This window comes from Streptomyces sp. S465 (assembly GCF_026898115.1).
Taxonomy (GTDB): Bacteria; Actinomycetota; Actinomycetes; order Streptomycetales; family Streptomycetaceae; genus Streptomyces; species Streptomyces luomodiensis.
Genome location: NZ_CP114036.1, coordinates 7,375,448 through 7,392,585, shown reverse-complemented (window position 1 = coordinate 7,392,585; position 17,138 = coordinate 7,375,448). Strand labels below are relative to the sequence as shown.

Annotated in this window: 11 protein-coding genes and 1 pseudogene; all 12 read right to left on the bottom strand. The window is 74.0% G+C overall.

Features of this window, described 5'->3' with window-relative positions:
* Window positions 1–4: 4 nt before the first annotated feature.
* The 12 genes and pseudogenes from N6H00_RS31260 to N6H00_RS31205 all read right to left on the bottom strand — a co-directional run bounded on the left by N6H00_RS31260 (window position 5) and on the right by N6H00_RS31205 (window position 16,885).
* On the bottom strand, window positions 5–943 hold the full coding sequence (locus tag N6H00_RS31260) for a TatD family hydrolase (protein WP_268975178.1): 939 nt from the start codon (window positions 941–943) through the stop codon (window positions 5–7).
* On the bottom strand, window positions 943–1,713 hold the full coding sequence (locus N6H00_RS31255; protein WP_268977186.1) for an EboA domain-containing protein: 771 nt from the start codon (window positions 1,711–1,713) through the stop codon (window positions 943–945). Before N6H00_RS31255 ends, N6H00_RS31260 begins: the two co-directional genes overlap by 1 nt.
* A 410-nt stretch (window positions 1,714–2,123) precedes the next feature.
* The gene (locus N6H00_RS31250) at window positions 2,124–3,008 is read right to left on the bottom strand and encodes a sugar phosphate isomerase/epimerase family protein (RefSeq protein WP_268975177.1); all 885 of its coding nucleotides are present in this window, start codon (window positions 3,006–3,008) and stop codon (window positions 2,124–2,126) included.
* Between the two features lie 806 nt (window positions 3,009–3,814).
* Window positions 3,815–4,654: pseudogene (locus tag N6H00_RS40615) on the bottom strand (SCO3242 family prenyltransferase); the annotation flags it as partial.
* Window positions 4,651–5,793 (bottom strand): inositol-3-phosphate synthase, encoded by a 1,143-nt coding sequence (locus N6H00_RS31240; RefSeq protein WP_443073093.1) that lies wholly within the window; start codon window positions 5,791–5,793, stop codon window positions 4,651–4,653. The gene N6H00_RS31240 and the pseudogene N6H00_RS40615, both read right to left, overlap by 4 nt.
* A gap of 343 nt (window positions 5,794–6,136) precedes the next feature.
* Window positions 6,137–7,420, bottom strand: a complete 1,284-nt coding sequence (locus N6H00_RS31235) for a ThuA domain-containing protein (RefSeq protein ID WP_268977185.1) — start codon at window positions 7,418–7,420, stop codon at window positions 6,137–6,139.
* Window positions 7,421–8,166: 746 nt separating this feature from the next.
* On the bottom strand, window positions 8,167–10,614 hold the full coding sequence (locus N6H00_RS31230) for a PQQ-dependent sugar dehydrogenase (RefSeq protein ID WP_268975175.1): 2,448 nt from the start codon (window positions 10,612–10,614) through the stop codon (window positions 8,167–8,169).
* Between the two features lie 335 nt (window positions 10,615–10,949).
* Complete coding sequence (locus N6H00_RS31225) at window positions 10,950–11,957, bottom strand: sugar phosphate isomerase/epimerase family protein (protein ID WP_268975174.1); 1,008 nt, start codon at window positions 11,955–11,957, stop codon at window positions 10,950–10,952.
* Between the two features lie 13 nt (window positions 11,958–11,970).
* Window positions 11,971–13,161, bottom strand: a complete 1,191-nt coding sequence (locus tag N6H00_RS31220; RefSeq protein ID WP_268975173.1) for a Gfo/Idh/MocA family protein — start codon at window positions 13,159–13,161, stop codon at window positions 11,971–11,973.
* Window positions 13,162–13,221: 60 nt separating this feature from the next.
* A complete protein-coding gene (locus N6H00_RS31215; protein WP_268975172.1) occupies window positions 13,222–14,274 on the bottom strand; it encodes a substrate-binding domain-containing protein in 1,053 nt (350 codons plus the stop codon).
* An 8-nt stretch (window positions 14,275–14,282) separates the two neighbouring features.
* Entirely contained in the window at window positions 14,283–15,305 is a 1,023-nt protein-coding gene (locus N6H00_RS31210) for an ABC transporter permease (protein WP_443073250.1), read from the bottom strand.
* Window positions 15,306–15,355: 50 nt separating this feature from the next.
* On the bottom strand, window positions 15,356–16,885 hold the full coding sequence (locus N6H00_RS31205; protein WP_268975170.1) for a sugar ABC transporter ATP-binding protein: 1,530 nt from the start codon (window positions 16,883–16,885) through the stop codon (window positions 15,356–15,358).
* Window positions 16,886–17,138: the final 253 nt, after the last annotated feature.

The window sequence follows — 17,138 nt, the reverse complement described above, 5'->3', positions numbered from 1 at the left end:
GTACTCACCGTCCCGTCGACGCGGCGGCTGCTGGGGTGACCGGGGTTGCCGGGGTGGCCGGGGTCGAGGGGGCCGGGGTGGCCGGGGCGCCGCCGCGCAGGATGGAGTTGCCCTCGTGGGTGGCGGTGGCCGCGGTCTCCTCGCTGTCGAGGTCCAGGTCCAGACGGCCGCTGAGCCCGTAGAACGCGACCGGATTGCGCCACAACACCAGGTCGATGTCGTCCTCGGCGAAACCCTCGGCGCGCATCAGGTCACCGACCTTGCGGGTCTTGAGCGGATCGCTCCGCCCCCAGTCGGCGGCGGAGTTGACCAGCACCCGCTCGGGCCCGTACGCGCGCAGGATCGCGACCATCCGCTCCTCGTCCATCTTGGTGTCCGGATAGACGGAGAAGCCCAGCCAGCAGCCGCTGTCCTTGGCCTCTTCGACGGTGGTCTCGTTGAGGTGGTCGACCAGGACGCGGTCGGGGGGCAGCGCGGACTCCCGGACGACGTCGAGGGTGCGCCGCAGACCGGCGAGCTTGTCGCGGTGCGGGGTGTGGACGAGGGCGGGCAGACCGTGCTCGGCGGCGAGCTGGAGCTGGGCGGCGAGGGCGGCGTCCTCGGCGGGGGTCATCGAGTCGTAGCCGATCTCGCCCACGGCCACGACGCCGTCCTTGACGAGGTAGCGCGGCAGCTCGTCCAGGACGGGGACGCAGCGCTGGTCGTTGGCCTCCTTGGGGTTGAGGGCCAGGGTGCAGTGGTGGGCGATGCCGTGCTGGGCGGCCCGGAAGGGCTCCCAGCCGAGGAGGGAGTCGAAGTAGTCGTAGAAGCTGGCGGGCGAGGTGCGGGGCTGCCCGAGCCAGAAGGACGGCTCGACGACGGCGCGCACCCCCGCGGCGTACATGGCCTCGTAGTCGTCGGTGGTGCGGGAGGTCATATGGATGTGGGGATCGAAGATGCGCATCAGGACTCCTCGCGGGACACGGCGCGGGGCAGGGACGCCTCTCGGGACAGGGCTCGGGTCAGGGGCTCTTCGCGGGGCAGGGCTCGGGTCAGGGGCTCCTCGCCGAGCGGGGCGCGGGTCCGGGCCAGTACGGGGTCGAGGTCGCCGGGTACGGGGCGGCCGGCGGCGGTGCGCTCGCGGGCGTAGTCGGTGAGCATGCGGGCCAGCTCGGCGTCGCCGCGCGCACGGCGCTCCCAGTCGGCGACGGCGGTCAGCGGGACGCCGGTGAACAGGCACTTCAGCACGGCCTGCCGCCAGCTGTGCGGGGAGAGGTGGCGGGCGGCGTACGGGCCGACGGCGGCCGCCACGAGCCGGGTGTCGTTGGTCCGCAGGGCGTCCTCGACGAGGGGGACGGCGTCCGCCCCGTCGATACGTAGATACGGCAGCGCGAGGAGCACGGCGCGGCGCTCGGCACCGGTGCCGTGCGCGTACAGCCTCACGGCTGTACGAGCGTCCACGTTGGCGGCGTGCAGGAGCAGGACGCGGACGGCGTCGGGGAGATCCGGTGCCGCCCCGGCGTCTCGGGCCTCTCGGGCGCCGTGGGGTCCGCGGCTGCCGTGGGCTTCGCGGGCGTCCGGGGCCACGCGGGCCTCACGCACATCGCGCGCCCCGCTGACATCGCGAGCGCCCGGGGCCTCGCGAGCGCCCGGGACCTCACGCGCGTCGCGAGCCTCGCTGGCATCGCGAGCGCCCGGGGCCTCGGGGGCACCCGGCACCTCGGGGGCACCCAGGGCCTCACGGACGCCCGGGGCATCGCAAGTGCCCGGGGCCTCACGCGCGTCGCGAGCCTCGCTGGCATCGCAAGCGCCCGGCACCTCGGGGGCACCCGGCACCTCCGGGGCACCCAAGACCTCACGGACACCCGAGGCCTCGCGAGCGCCCGGGGCCCCACGTGCGTCGCGAGCCTCGCAGGTCTCGGGGGTGCCTTCGGGCCGCTGCGTGTTCCCGGCCTGCCGGGCATGTGTGGGGCGGACGTGGCGGCCGGCGGAGGCGAAGTCCAGCTCCCAGCGGGCGGGACCCGAAGCGCCGGGCTGCGGGCCGGTGTGCGCCGCTTTCACGGCTTCCGTCAGGGCCCGGTCCAGCCAGGCGCGTCCGGCCTCGTCCAGGCGCTTCTCCACCGTGGCGCGCAGTTCCCTCGGGGTCAGCACCGGACGCCTCCCTCGATCGCGGCCCGTTCGGCGTCCCGGAGGAAGCGCAGGGAGGTGCGGGCCAGTTCGGGACCGGCGTGTGAATGGCGAGGCAGTTCGACGCCGACGAGCCCCCGGTAGCCCGTGGCGCGCAGCGCCTCCAGCACGGGCGGGAAGTCGATCTCTCCGTCGCCGAAGGGCAGATGCTCATGGACCCCGCGCCGCATGTCCTCGATCTGTACATGCCGCACCCACGGCGCCGCCGTGCGGACGCACTCGGCGGGCGGGGCCGGTTCCAGGCACTGGCAGTGGCCGATGTCGAGGGTGAGGCCGAGGGCCGCCGGGTCGCCGAGCGCCGTGCGCAGCCGGTGGAATCCGGCGAGGTCGGCGAGGAGATGCCCCGGCTCCGGCTCGATCGCCAGGGCCACGCCCGCCGCCCCGGCGGCGTCGGTCACCGGCCCGATGGCGTCCGCCAGCCGCCGCCACGCCGTCCGCTCCGACTCACCGGGTGGCAGCACTCCGCTGAAGCAGTGCACGGCCGGCGCCCCGAGGTCGGCGGCCACCCGGACGGCCGTCAGCAGCAGATCGACGCGGGCGCCGCGGGCCTCGGGGTCCGGGTCGAGAAGGGTGGGGTGGTGCTTGCGCCGGGCGTCGAGGACGTACCGGGCGCCGGTCTCGATCGCGACACCGAGGCCGAGCCGCCCGAGGTCGCGCGCGACGCGGCGGGTGCGGGAGGCGAGGTCCGGGGCGAGTGGGTCGAGGTGCATGTGGTCGAGGGTCAGCGAGACGCCGTCGTAGCCGAGGTCGGCGAGCAGCGCGAGGGCGTCGGTCAGGCGGAGGTCGGTCAGACCGTTGGTGCCGTAGGCGAAGCGGAGGGTTTCCGGGGTGGGGCGGCTCATGTCGCGCTCACCTTTCTCGCCAGCCGGCGGGCGACGGGTACGAGCGCGAGCAGTCCGGCGGCCGTACGGTGCGCCCCGGCGCGGGAGGCGAGTACGGCCTGAAGCGGGATCGTCGCGCGGATGCCACTGCCGACGGCGCGCTGGAGGAGGTACGGGGAGGGGTTGAGCGCGGCGTGCGCCAACGGCCGGGCGACCGTGGCGACGTACCCCCCGGCGAGTACGGCCCCCGCGACGGCCGCGAAGCGGCTCGTCGATCGCGTGCGGTGCCAAGCGCGCGCGCCCGGGGTGGCCCGCCGGGCGGGCCACCCCGCCGGTGAGCCACCGCGCCCGGTGCGGGCTGTGGCCACCGCATGTCGCTTGGCCACGCCGGTGGCCATGCCCGCCACGGCGGCCCCGGCGAGTCGCCCCGACGGGCCGCCCCGCCGCGACTGCGCGTCCTGGCCCCCCGCACGAGCGATTCTCCGGCCAACCGCGCTGCCGACGCCTGCCGCGGCCGCGACCACCGCGGAGCGGCCCACTACGCGGTCGGGTCCCACGGAGGGGCGACGGGCGGTCCGCCGCCCACCCGGTGGGCTGCCCCTCATGGGGGCGGGGGCCGCCAGGACGACCCCGGCGAGTCGCCCCGACGGGCCACCACGCCGCGCCCGCGCACCCTGGCCCCCCGCACGAGCGATTCTCCGGCCAACCGCGCTGCCGACCCCTGCCGCGGCCGCGACCGCCGCGGAGCGGCCCACTACGCGGTCGGGTCCCACGGAGGGGCGACGGGCGGTCCGCCGCCCACCCGGTGGGCTGCCCCTCATGGGGGCGGGGGCCACCAGGACGACCTCGGCGAGTCCCCCCGACGGGCCACCACGCCGCGCCTTCCCCGCACCCTGGCTCAGCAGGCGAGCGAGCGCCCGGCTGACGGCGACACCGGCAGCCGGGCCACGCTCCGGCGCGGTGGCCCCGGGTGCGGCCGCGACCGCCGCGTGGCGGCCCACTACGCGGTCGGGTCCCGCGCCGGTCGGGGTTGCGGCGGGGCGGGGTGGGTGACGGGTGGCGGTCCAGGCGATCGCCGCTGCCGCCGCGAGTGCGCCGAGGGGCGCCGTCGAGGAGCCGCCGACCGCCTCCCGCCGGGAGACCGTGGTCACCGCGAGGGTGTGGGCGCCCAGGAGGACGGCCGGACGCAGGGCCGGGCGCAGGTGACCGGCGGAGGCCGTGGCGCCGAGTAGGAGGTCGAGCGCGCGGGTCGCGGCCATGGCGGGCGGGCCCGCGGGGGTGTTCTTCAGCCCCAGGTCGTACGCCCACACCGTGCCCGCCAGGGCCGTAGCCGTGGCGAGGGCCGGGCGGCCCGCGGCGGCGGCGCAGGCCAGTCCGGCGGCGGTCAGCCCGGTCGCGGCGGTCAGCGCCGCGACCGGGGCGATACGGCCCGACGGCAGTGGGCGGCCGGGGCGTTCCACGGCGTCCACGTCCCGGTCCGCCCAGTCGTTGAGCGCCATGCCCGCCTCGTACAGACACAGCGACGCGCAGACCGCGAGCGCCGTGCCCCGGTTGGGGCCGCGGCCGGCCGCGGCCGCGCCTGCCAGGGCGTCACCGGGGACGGTGAACAGGGCCGATACGCGCAGCAGTTCGGCCCAGTCCCCCCAGGTCCCCACCGCCCGCGTCATGACCGCCCCCGCAGCCGCTCGGCGAAGCCGACGAGCGCCGCGTACTGGTCCGCGAGCGCGGGCGGGCCGCCGTCCGGGTCCTTGAAGTAGAAGCCGAGTTCAGGGAGCGGCCCGGCCAGGCCCAGCTCATGGGCGCGGGCGGTCAGCCGGGCCAGATCGAGGACGAGCGGTGCGGCGAGGGCCGAGTCGCAGCCCTGCCAGATGGTCTGGAGGATCATCCGGGAGCCGAGGAAGCCGTCGAAGGCGACATGGTCCCAGGCGGTCTTCCAGTCGCCGAGCGCGGGCACGTTGTCGATGTGCAGCTCGCCGTCGGGGAGTTCGCCGAGGCTGTCGGAGAGGACCCGCGCCTTGCCCGCGTTCTTGGCCGCCGCGGCGCCCGGGTCGGCGAGGGCGGCGCCGTCGCCGCCGCCGAGGAGGTTCGTACCGGACCAGGCCCGTACGGCCAGTGCCCGCTGCGCGAACATCGGCGCGAGTACGGACCGCAGCAGCGTCTGCCCGGTCTTGCCGTCGCGCCCCGCGTACGGCAGACCGGAGCGGCGGGCGGGCTCGCGCAACCGGGGGTGGTGGAGACCGGTGGAGGGGGTGAAGTTGACGTACGGGCACCCGGCGCGCAGCGCGGCGGCGGCGTAGAGGGAGCTGGGCGGCAGGGCGTCGGCGTCCGCCGGGGCCGCTTCGGTGGACGCGACGTTGACGACGACGGCGCGGGCCAGCCCGTGCGTACGGCGGAAGTCGGTGAGGTCGGCCGCGAAGGCCGCGATCAGCTCCTCCGCACCGCGGCCGTCGCCGGGCTGCGGCCCGCCGGGGCGGACGGCCGCGTCGGCGGCGACGAGTTCGGCGCGTACGGCGGCGGGCAGCCCATGCGGCAGCACCCCGTCGGCGGCCAGCGCCTCGGCCCGCTTGGGCAGCGGGGTCGCGGCGGTGTCATGGCCGCCGAAGACGAGGTCGGCGAGCGCGGGAAGGCCGCTGTCCGCGAACGGCGGGGTCTCGGTGACCATGCCGGTCGCCGGCTGCAACCCCCCGGCGACGGCGGCACAGCCGGCCACGGCGGTGGTGGCGACGGAACCGCGAGCGCCGATGAGCCAGACCCCCGTACGGGGTGCGTCGCGGGGTGGGGTGATGTCGTCGGGGCGGGTGGTCACTGGCTGCCTCCCGGGTGGGCGTGGGTTGCGCAGGTGGTTCGGGCGCCGCGGACGCGAAGCGCTGCGATGCGCTGCGCTGGACGCGGCGGCGGGGGTGCGGGTGCGGCGCCGGGTCTCGGGACGAGGTCGCCGCCCCCCGGGCCCCAGGGCGGAGGCCGGGTGGTCGGGGCCGTCGGGCCCCGGCCCCTGTGGGGCGGCTTGGGTGGCGGCGGGGAGGAGGCGGCGTACTCCTTCCCGCCGCCACGCCGCCCCCACGGCTCCCCTCGGGCCGTCGGGGCGGCGGACCGGGGCGCCCAGCGGTGGTGGTGACCCAGCGGTCGTGGTGGCCTAGTGGTCGTAGCGCCTAGCGGTCGTGGTGGCCGCCGCCCTTCGCCGGCAGGTCCTTGACGCGGATGTCGCGGAAGGAGACCTCGTCCCCCTCCCCGTGGTTCTGGATACCGACGTAGCCCTGTCGCAGGCTGCGCGCCGGGTCCCGGTTGGTGAAGTCGTTGATCTTCACGCCGTTGAGCCAGATCCGCAGCCGTTCGTCCTGCACACGGATCTCGTACGTGTTCCACTCCCCCGGCGGGTTCAGCGCCGCGTCCCGCTTGGCGAGGTCCGCGGACTGGAAGCCGTAGACCGACCCGGTGGTGCGGTCGGGGGTGTCCGTGGCGTCGATCTGCACCTCGTAGCCGTTGTCGACCGCCGACCAGGGGTCGTCGGAGGCCGGGAAGCCCACGAAGACGCCGGAGTTGCTGTCGCCTGTCAGCTTCCAGTCGAGCTTGAGCGAGTACGAGCGCAGCTCGCGCGCCTGGTACCAGAGCAGGCCCATGCCGCCCGTCGAGGTGAGCGTGCCGGCCGACGTGTCGAGGGTGAAGGACCCCGGGCCCGCCTGCTGCCAGCCGTCCGTCGAGGTGCCGTCGAAGAGCGGGCGGTAGCCCCGCTCGGGGCGGCAGTCGGCGTGCGCGGCGCCGGTGGCGTAGCGGATGCCGCCGAGCAGGTGCTGCCGGAAGGCCGGGTCGGCGTAGGACTCCTTGGTGTGGCCGAAGCCGGTGTAGAAGGCGCGGCCGCCGCGGTATTCCTGGCACCAGGAGATGGGGTGGTCCTCCCCCATCCCGCCGCCCTGGTACGAGGACTCGTCGAGCGTGGCGAGGACCCGCACCCGCTCCCGGGGGTTGGTCCGGTAGTCGTACCACTCGTCGGTCCGCTCCCACGTCCGCCCCAGGTGCGCGGTCGCGGGGTGGGCATGGTCCTCGACGCCCACGGTGGCCTGCTGGATCGCGGGGTGGGACCGGAAGTACGCGCCGACGAGGCCCTCGTAGAAGGGCCAGTCGTATTCGGTGTCGGCGGCCGCGTGGACACCGACGTAGCCGCCGCCCGCCCGCACATAGCGCTCGAACGCGGCCTGCTGGGCGGTGTCCAGGACGTCGCCGGTCGTGGAGAGGAAGACGACGGCGTCGTAGCGGGCCAGGTTGGCGCGGGTGAAGGCGGCGGCGTCCTCGGTGGCGTCCACGGCGAAGCCGCCCTGCTCGCCGAGTTCCTCGACGGCGGCGATGCCCTCGGGGATCGAGTCATGGCGGAAGCCGGCCGTCTTGGAGAACACCAGCACCCGGCCGGACGGGTCCGAGGCGGCGGCGGCCCGGGACATGGTGGCGGGCAGGGCCGTCAGGGCGAGCAGCAGGGCAGCCCCGACGGCAGCAAGGCGCGCCCCACGCGGGGCCCCGCGGCGACGCCCGAAGCGACGCCCGGAGCCGGGCACGAGGCGGGACCCGGAGTCGGCCCCGGAGCCAGGCCCGGGGGCGGGTCCCGGACGGAACCCGAGGTGGGGCCCGAAGCGACGCCCGGAGCCGGGTACGAGGCGGGACCCGGAGTCGGCCCCGGAGCCAGGCCCGGGGGCGGGTCCCGGACGGAACCCGAGGCGGGACCCGGCGTCAGCCCCGGAGCCGGACCCGGAGTCGGGTCCCGGACGGGACCCGAGGCGGGACCCGGCATCGGCCCCGGAGCCGGACCCGGAGTCGGGTCCCGGACGGAACCCGAGGCGGGGCCCGGAGCCGAACCCGGAGCCGGACCCGAGGCGGGATCGGGAGTCGGACCCGGAACGGGATCCGGCGGCGGCCCCGGAACCGAACCCGGAGCCGGACCCGGAGCCGGGCCCCTGGCCGGAGCCGGACCCGGAGCCGGGCCCCTGGCCGGAACCGGACCCGGAGCCGGGCCCCGGGCCGGAGCCGGACCCGGAGTCAGGTCCCGGGCCGGGGCCGGAGTCGGGGTCCGATAGAGACCCTAGGTCGGAGGCTGGGTGGGGTCTGCGTTGCGGAGAAGGGTGCGGATGCATATCCGTCGTGCTCCTTCCTCCGGGCCGGGGGCGGCCTGCGCGGCCGCCCCCGGCCCCGGTCGTCAGCCGGTGGTGCCGATCGTGAAGTCGTCCACGTCGAAGAGGGCTCCCTCACCGCCCTTGAAGACGAGGCAGAGCGTGGTGCTGCGGGCCGGGGGGTTCCGCAGCGTGGTCTTGACGTCCTGGAAGGTCTCCCAGTCGCCGGTCACCGGGACGGTGACGGTGCCGAGCAGCCGTCCGGTCGCGGACCCGGTGCGGATTTCGAGCGTGCCGCCCGTGCCCGCCGAGGAGACCCGTGCGGTGAAGTCCTTGGCGTTGCCCAGGACGTAGGGGGTGAAGGAGATCCAGTCGCCGTTGTGGATGTCGCCGACCGTCTTGCCGCCGTTGGCCGGGGCGTGGGAGACCACCGAGACGCCTTCGCCGTCGCCGTAGTGCTCGGCCTGCCGGTGCTTGGGCTGGACGATGCTCTGGTCATGGGTGGTCAGCGGGGGCTGGCCGCCCCCGCCGCCGTCGGTGTACTCGGCGTCGAAGACCCCGAAGATGTTGGCGTTGGGGTCGTGCTCACCGTCGGCGTTGGTCTTGATGGTGCCGGAGCAGCCGCCTGCCGAGGTGACGGGGTGGCCGTGGCTGTCGTGGCCGAGGATGTAGGTGATCTTGACCTTGGCGCAGTCGATGGTCCGGTCCTCCGGGTCGGTCACCGTGACCTTGAACGGAACCTCGTCGCCGAAGCTGAACAGCTGGCCGTCGGCGGGCAGTCGCAGCGTCACCGTGGGCGCGGTGTTGCCGACCGTCAGGTGCACGTTGGCGGCGGCGGTGCGGCCGGTGGGGTCCTTGACGGTGAGCGTCGCGGTGAAGGTGCCGTTCTTCTTGTACGTGTGGGTGGGGTTGGTGGCGGCGGAGGTCACGCCGTCGCCGAAGTCCCAGTGGTAGCTGAGGGTGTCGCCGTCGGCGTCGGAGGTGCCCGCGGAGGAGAAGGCGACCTTCATGGGCGCCTTGCCGGAGGTGCGGTCGGCGCTCGCCTCGGCGATGGGCGAGTGGCCGTCGGTGGCGTTCTCGATGCGGTAGAGCGCGGAGTGCTCGTCCCCGTTGAAGTAGCCCAGCCCGTAGTCGAGGACGTACAGCGCGCCGTCCGGGCCGAAGGCCGAGTCCATGACCTGGGTGCCGCTCCACGGGAAGTCGTTGATCTTCTGTACGGCGCCGTCGTCGCCCTGCTCGATCCGCTTGATCCACTGGCGGCCGAACTCGCCCGCGAAGAAGTTCCCGTCGTAGCTCTCGGGGAACTTCACCGGGGAGTCGAGCGAGGCGTCGTAGCGGTAGACCGGCCCGGCCATGGGCGACTCGGAGCCGGAGCCGAACTCGGGCACGGAGTCGTTGTCGTACGGGATCCAGGCGGGCTGGGCGGGCGGCAGCTCGGTGAGCCCGGTGTTGTACCGCGAGGTGTTCTCGGGCGCGGCGCAGTCGAAGGTGTCGCCGGAGGTGCCGGTGGCGAAGTCGTAGTCCCGGTAGGGCTTGTTGTCGGCGATGCAGTACGGCCAGCCGTAGTTGCCGGGCTTGGTCACCCGTGCGAACTCCACCGCGCCGCCCGGTCCGCGGTTCGGGTCGGCGGCGCCCGCGTCCGGGCCGTAGTCGCCGACGTAGACCGTGCCGGTGGGCTTGTCGACGCTGATCCGGAAGGGGTTGCGGAAGCCCATCGCGTAGATCTCGGGCCGGGTCTTCTCGGTGCCGGGCGGGAAGAGGTTGCCCTCCGGGACGGTGTACGAGCCGTCGTCGGCCACCTTGATCCGCAGGATCTTGCCGCGCAGGTCGTTGCTGTTGCCCGCGGAGCGCCGGGCGTCGTAGGCGGGGTTGCGGCCTTCCCGGTCGTCGATCGGGCTGAAGCCGTCGGAGGCGAACGGGTTGGTGTCGTCGCCGGTGGAGAGGTACAGGTTGCCGTCGGCGTCGAAGTCGATGTCGCCGCCGACGTGGCAGCAGGTGCCGCGTGAGGCGGGGACGTCGAGGACCTTCTTCTCGCTGGTCAGGTCCAGGGTGCCATCGGTTTCCAGGGTGAAGCGGGAGAGCCGGTTGACGCCGTCGAACGTCGCGAAGTCGGCGTCCGTGCCCTCGTCGGGGGCGTCACCGGCCGGGGTGTCGAGCGGGGGCGCGTAGTAGAGGTAGATGGCGCGGTTCTCGCTGAAGCCGGGGTCGATGCCGACGCCCTGGAGCCCCTCCTCGTCGTGGGTGTAGACCGGGAGCTTGCCGGACACCTTGGTGTCGCCGCCCTCGTCGGTCAGCCACAGGGTGCCGTCGCGCGAGGTGTGCAGGACCGAGCGGTCCGGCAGTACGGCGAGCGTCATGGGCTCGCCGGTCTCCTCCACCCCCTTGGCGAGGGTGACCTGCTGGAACTCCTCCGCTACCGGGGCGGGTTGGTCCGCGCCCGCCGGTGGAGCGGTGAACGCGAGCCCCGCGCCGACGAGCAGTCCGCTCGTGACGAGCGCGAGGGGCCCGCGCAGTCGAAGCCTTTTCCTGTGCACGCTGATCCTCCGTGGAAAGAGGGGGTGTACGGGCGGGCCGTCAGGCCGCCGTGACTGGCACAGGCGCGCGCCGTCGCGCCGGGGTGACCGGTCCGGGGAGAGGGGTCCCTGGGTGACCGGTACATATCAAGGACCGTAGCGGGGTTTGTCCGGTCCGGAAACCCCTTTGACATAAAGCGGGTGGCTCTTCATCCACGGGCAGGACAAAGCGGGGTGGGGGCGCGGTGTGTGCCGTCCCCCACCCAGGGGTCTGTGGGGTTCCTCGACCGCCCGGCCGGGCGGTTTACAGGGCCGGCCCGGCTAGGGTCCGGCCCGCTCACGGGCCCGGCCGGGGGCTACTTCTCGCCGCCGCCGAAGGCCGCGTCGAACGACGCCGTCGGCGGGTCGAAGTCGAACCGCTTCAGCCGGGCCAGCGCCTCCGGGGCGCCTGTGAGCCGGTCCATTCCGGCGTCCTCCCACTCGACCGACACCGGGCCGTCGTAGCCGATCGAGCGCAGCATCCGGAACACGTCCTCCCACGGCACATCGCCGTGGCCCGCCGAGACGAAGTCCCAGCCCCGGCGGGGGTCGCCCCAGGGCAGGTGGGAGCCGAGGCGGCCGTTGCGGCCGTCCAGCCGCTTCCTGGCCTCCTTGCAGTCGACGTGGTAGATCCGGTCCCGGAAGTCCCACAGGAAGCCGACGGGGTCCAGGTCCTGCCAGACGAAGTGGCTGGGGTCGAAGTTGAGTCCGAAGGCGGGGCGGTGGCCCACGGCCTCCAGGGCCCGGTGGGTGGTCCAGTAGTCGTAGGCGATCTCACTGGGGTGCACCTCGTGGGCGAAGCGCACGCCCTCGGCGTCGAAGACGTCCAGGACCGGGTTCCAGCGCTCGGCGAAGTCCTCGTAGCCCCGCTCGATCATCCCCGGCACCACCGGCGGGAACATCGCCACCAGATGCCAGATGGAGGAGCCGGTGAAGCCGATGACGGTGCGCACCCCGAAGGCCGCCGCCGCGCGGGCCGTGTCGGCCATCTCCGCGGCGGCCCGCCGCCGGACGCCCTCCGCCTCGCCGTCGCCCCAGATCCGGGCGGGCACGATGGCCTGGTGGCGTTCGTCGATGGGGGAGTCGCAGACGGCCTGGCCGACCAGGTGGTTGGAGATGGCCCAGCAGGTGAGGCCGTACTTCTCCAGCAGCCGGCGCCGCCCGTCCAGATAGCCGGGTTCGCCGAGCGCGCGGTCCACCTCGAAGTGGTCGCCCCAGCAGGCGAGTTCCAGGCCGTCGTAGCCGAAGTCGCGGGCCAGCCGGCAGACCTCCTCCAGGGGGAGGTCGGCCCACTGGCCGGTGAAGAGCGTGAAGGGTCTGGGCATGCGGACCTCCTCCTCAGGCGGACACGGGGGTGTAGACGCAGTTCTTCTCCGCGCTGTCCTCGACGGCGGCGAGCACCCGCTGCACCTGGAGCCCGTCCTCGAAGGAGGGCTCGGGGCCGGTCCCCCCGGCGATCGCGAGCACCATGTCCCGCGCCTGGTGGACGAAGGTGTGCTCGTAGCCGAGGGCGTGGCCCGGCGGCCACCACCCCTCGAGGTAGGGGTGGTCGGGTTCGGTGACCAGGATGCGGCGGAACCCGGAGTCGGTCGCGGGCTCGGTGTGGTCATGGAACGACAGCTCATTGAGCCGTTCCAGATCGAAGGCGAGCGATCCGCGATCGCCGTTGAGCTCGATCCTGAGCGAGTTCTTACGGCCCGCGGCGAAGCGGCTGGCCTCGAACGACGCCACCGCGCCCGAGCCGAACCGGCCGGTGAACAGCGCCGCGTCATCGACCGTGACCGGTCCGCGCGCCACCCCGCCCGCCCCGGAGCCGCCGAGCCCCGCCACCGCCCCGGCGGGCAGCGGCCGCTCCCGTACGAACGTCTCGGTCAGCGCCGAGACGCCGATCAGCCGCTCCCCCGCCAGGTACTGCGCGAGGTCGACGATGTGCGAGCCCAGGTCACCCAGCGCGCCGGAGCCCGCGTACTCCCGCCGCAACCGCCACACCAGGGGGTACTCCGGGTCGACGATCCAGTCCTGGAGATAGCTGACCCGTACGTGCCGCAGCACCCCGATCCGGCCCTCCGCCACCATCGTGCGGGCATGGGCGATGGCGGGCGCGCGGCGGTAGTTGAAGCCCACCATCGCCACCTGTCCGCGCTCCCGGGCCCGCCGCGCCGCCTCCACCATGGCCTCCGCCTCGGCGACGGAATTGGCCAGCGGCTTCTCGCACAGCACATGCTTGCCCGCCTCCAGGGCCGCGATGGCGATCTCGGCATGGCTGTCACCGGGGGTGCACACATCGACCAGCTGCACATCGTCCCGGGCGATCAGCGACCGCCAGTCGGTTTCGGCGGCGGCCCAGCCGTGCCGCTCCGCGGCGGCCCGTACGGCGTCCGCGTCGCGCCCGCAGACGGCGGACATCACGGGTCGGGCGGGGAGGTCGAAGACCCGGCCGACGGTGCGCCAGCCCTGGGAGTGGGCGGCGCCCATGAAGGCGTAGCCGACCATGCCGACGCCGAGCGTTGAGGCTTCAGGACTTTCCATGGGACTCCTTCTGACGATCGCAAACCGACGCGAAGTGGGGGGTCCGGGCCCGTGCGGGGCTCAGCTGAATCCCGTGGGGAGGTACTGGTCCACGTTGTCCTTGGTGACGACGGCGGAGTAGAGGGTGAGGGAGGCCGGGATCTCCAGCTCCGCCAGACCGCCGACGCCCTTGCCCTGGCCGAGCGCGCGGGCGAGGTCGATGGCGGAGGCGGCCATGGTCGGCGGGTAGAGCACGGTGGCCTTCAGCACGGTGTTGTCGGCCTTGATGGCGTCCATGGCGTGCTTGGCGCCCGCGCCGCCGACCATGAGGAAGTCGTCCCGCCCGGCCTGCTTGATGGCGCGCTCCGCGCCGACGCCCTGGTCGTCGTCGTGGTTCCACAGGGCGTCGAAGCCGGAGTGGGCCTGGAGCAGCTGGGCCATCTTCGCCTGGCCCGACTCGACGGTGAACTCCGCGGCCTGGCGGCCGACCTTCTCGATGTTGGGGTAGTTCTTCAGGGCGTCGTCGAAGCCCTTCGTGCGCTGCCGGGTCAGCTCCAGGTTGTCGATCCCGGCCAACTCGAGGACCTTGGCGTTCTTCTTGTCCTTGAGCTGCTCGCCGATGTAGTGCCCGGCGTTGAGGCCCATGCCGTAGTTGTCGCCGCCGATCCAGCAGCGGTACGCCTGCGGGGAGGCGAAGACGCGGTCGAGGTTGACCACCGGGATGCCGGCCCGCATCGCCTTGAGCCCGACCTGGGTCAGCGCCTTGCCGTCGGCGGGCAGGATGACCAGGACGTCGACCTTCTTGTTGATGAGGGTCTCGATCTGGCCGATCTGCTGGGCGGTGTCGTTGGAGCCCTCGGTGGCCTCCAGCGTGACGTCCTGGTACTCCTTGGCGCGCCGCTTGGCCTGCTCGTTGATGGCGTTGAGCCAGCCGTGGTCGGCCTGCGGCCCGGCGAAGCCGATGGTGACCTCCTTACCGGGCTTGTCGTCGGAGGTGTTGGCGGCCGGCTTGCTGTTCCCGTCACTGTCGTTGTTCTCGTTGCTGGTGCACCCGGCGGCGAACAGCGCGCCCGCGGCGGCGGTGCCCAGCAGCAGGTTTCTGCGACTGGTGGCGGAGCTCTTGGCGTCCCTCATGACGTGCCTCATGGCGTCGAACGACCCTTCTGTACCAGGACGGCGGCGACGATGATCGCGCCCTTGGCGATCTGCTGGACATCGCTCTGGAGGTTGTTCAGGGCGAACAGATTGGTGATGGTGGTGAAGACGAGGACGCCGAGGACCGAGCCGGTGATGGTGCCCCGGCCGCCGCTGAGCAGCGTGCCGCCGATGATCGCGGCGGCGATGGCGTCGAGTTCGTAGAGGTTGCCGTTGGTGTTCTGGCCGGAGCCGGTGAGGACGATCAGCATGAAGGCGGCGACACCGCAGCACAGCCCGGAGAGCAGATACAGCATCAGCCGCTGCCGTCTGACGTCGATGCCCGCGAGCCGGGCCGCCTCCGCGTTGCCGCCGATGGCGACGGTGCGGCGGCCGAAGGTCGTCCGGTTCAGCACCAGCCAGCCCAGAACCGTGACGGCCGCGAAGATGAGCACCAGCGGGGGGATGCCGAGGACGTAGGCGTCCGGGAGTCCGAGGTCCAGGACCGGGTCGACGGTGACGACCTGGGTCCTGCCGTCGCTGATCTGCAGGGCCAGCCCACGGGCCGAGGCCAGCATCGCCAGGGTGGCGATGAACGGGACCATCCCGCCGTACGCGATGAGCACCCCGTTGACCAGTCCGCAGCCGAGCCCCACCAGGACCGCGCACAGCAGGATGCCGCCGAGTCCGTAGTCCTGCGTGGCCACGGTGGTGGCCCATACGGAGGCGAGGGCGACCATCGCGCCGACCGACAGATCGATGCCGCCGCTGGTGATGACGAAGGTGACGCCGACGGTGACGACGCCGATGACGGACGCCTGGGTGAGCACGAGCTGGAGGTTGTCGGTGCTCAGGAACTCATCGGGCTTGGTGAAGCCGCCGACGGCGACCAGCACCGCCAGCACCCCGACGAGGGAGAGGTTGCGCAGATCGGCCAGGCGCCGCAGCCGGCCCAGGGGGTCGGCGCCGGCACGGCCGGCCGGCGGTCCGCCGGCCGGACCGGCCGTCAGCGTGGCGCCCGCTCCCGGCACCGGTGCGGGGTCGGCCGGGGTGCCGGCCGCCGGCCTGCTCCCGGGTGAATTCACGACGGGCTCCCTTCCATGACGAGATCGAGGACGCGGTGCTCGTCCAGCTCCCGCGCGGGCGCCGTATGCACCACGCGGCCCTCGCGGAGCACCAGCACCCGGTCGGCGAGGCCCAGGACTTCGGGCAGTTCGCTGGAGACGAGCAGGACGGCCATGCCGTCGTCGGCGAGCCGGCGGATCACGGCGTACAGCTCGGCGCGGGCCCCGACGTCCACCCCGCGCGTCGGCTCGTCCAGCAGCAGCACCCGGCAGCCGCGCAGCAGCCAGCGGGCCAGCACGGCCTTCTGCTGGTTGCCGCCGGACAGGGTGCGCACCGGACGCTCGGGGTCGTCGGGGTGCAGCGACAACTCGCGCACGCACCGGCGGGCCGCCGCCCGCTCCGCGCCGCGGTCCACCCAGCCGGCGCGGGAGAAGCGGGGCAGGGAGGAGACCGAGACATTGCGGGTGACGGACTCCAGCATCAGCAGCGCCTGCGCCTTGCGCTCCTCGGGGGCCAGACCGAGCCCGGCGCGCACGGCGGCGGTCACGCTGCCGGGGCGCAACGGGCGGCCGCCGACGAAGACCCGGCCCGAGGTGGGGCGGCGGGCGCCGTAGACGGTCTCCAGGATCTCCGACCGCCCGGAGCCGACGAGTCCGGCGAGCCCGACGATCTCACCGGGTGCGAGGTCGAGGTCGATCGGCTCGAACTCCCCGTCCCTGGCGAGGTGTTCCAGCCGCAGCACGGGTTCGGCGGTGGGCGCCGGAGCGGCCGTGGTGCGGCGCGGGAACGCGTACTCCACGTCCCGGCCCGTCATCAGCGCCACGATCTCGCGGGTGGGGGTGGTGCGAGCGGGCAGCCCGCGGGCGGCGGCGCGGCCGTCCTTGAGCACGGTGACGCGGTCGCCGATCCGGCGGATCTCCTCCAGCCGGTGCGAGATGTAGACGACGGCGACCCCGGCGGCGGTGAGATCGCCGACGATGCGGAAGAGGTTGTCGACCTCGTCGGGGTCGAGGGCCGCGGACGGCTCGTCCATCACGATCAGCCGGACGTCGTGGGAGAGCGCGCGGGCCATGGAGACGATCTGCTGCCCGGCCGCGGAGAGCTCCCCGACCAGCCGCCCCGGATCGATCTCGGGGTGGCCGAGCCGGGTGAGGAGGGCGGCGGTGGCGGTGCGGGCGGCGCGGGAGCGGACGAAACCGGCGGTGGCCACCTCATGGCCGAGGAAGACGTTCTCCGCGACGGACAGCCCCTCCACCAGGTCCAGTTCCTGGTAGATGGTGGCGATGCCCAGCCGCATGGCGGCGACGGGCGACTTGAGGGTGACCGGCGCGCCCTGCCAGCGGATCTCGCCGCCGTCGGGCTGATGCGCCCCGGCCACCACCTTGATGAGCGTGGACTTGCCCGCGCCGTTCTGGCCGAGCAGACAGTGCACCTCACCCGCTTCGACATCGAGGTCGACGCCGTCGAGGGCGCGTACCCCGGGGAAGGACTTGGTGATCGCGGACATGGTGAGGAGCGGGCGCGGGTCGGGTGGTGCCGGTGCCATGGCGGGCCTCCTCGGCGGTTCGCACGTGCGCTGTCGCTCGATGCGGTGGGCGGGTCGGTCGCGCATTCGCGTTCGCTCGATGCGGTGGGCGGGTCATTGGGCGTGGCGGGGTACGGCGCGGCGCGGTGGAGCGGTGCGGGGCGCGACGGGGTACGGCGCGGCGCGGTGGTGCGGCTCAGTGGTGCCGGTGGTGCGGCTCGTGCCCCGGCGTGGCGTGCGCCGAGGGGCGGTGCGGATGCCGTGCTGGAGTGGT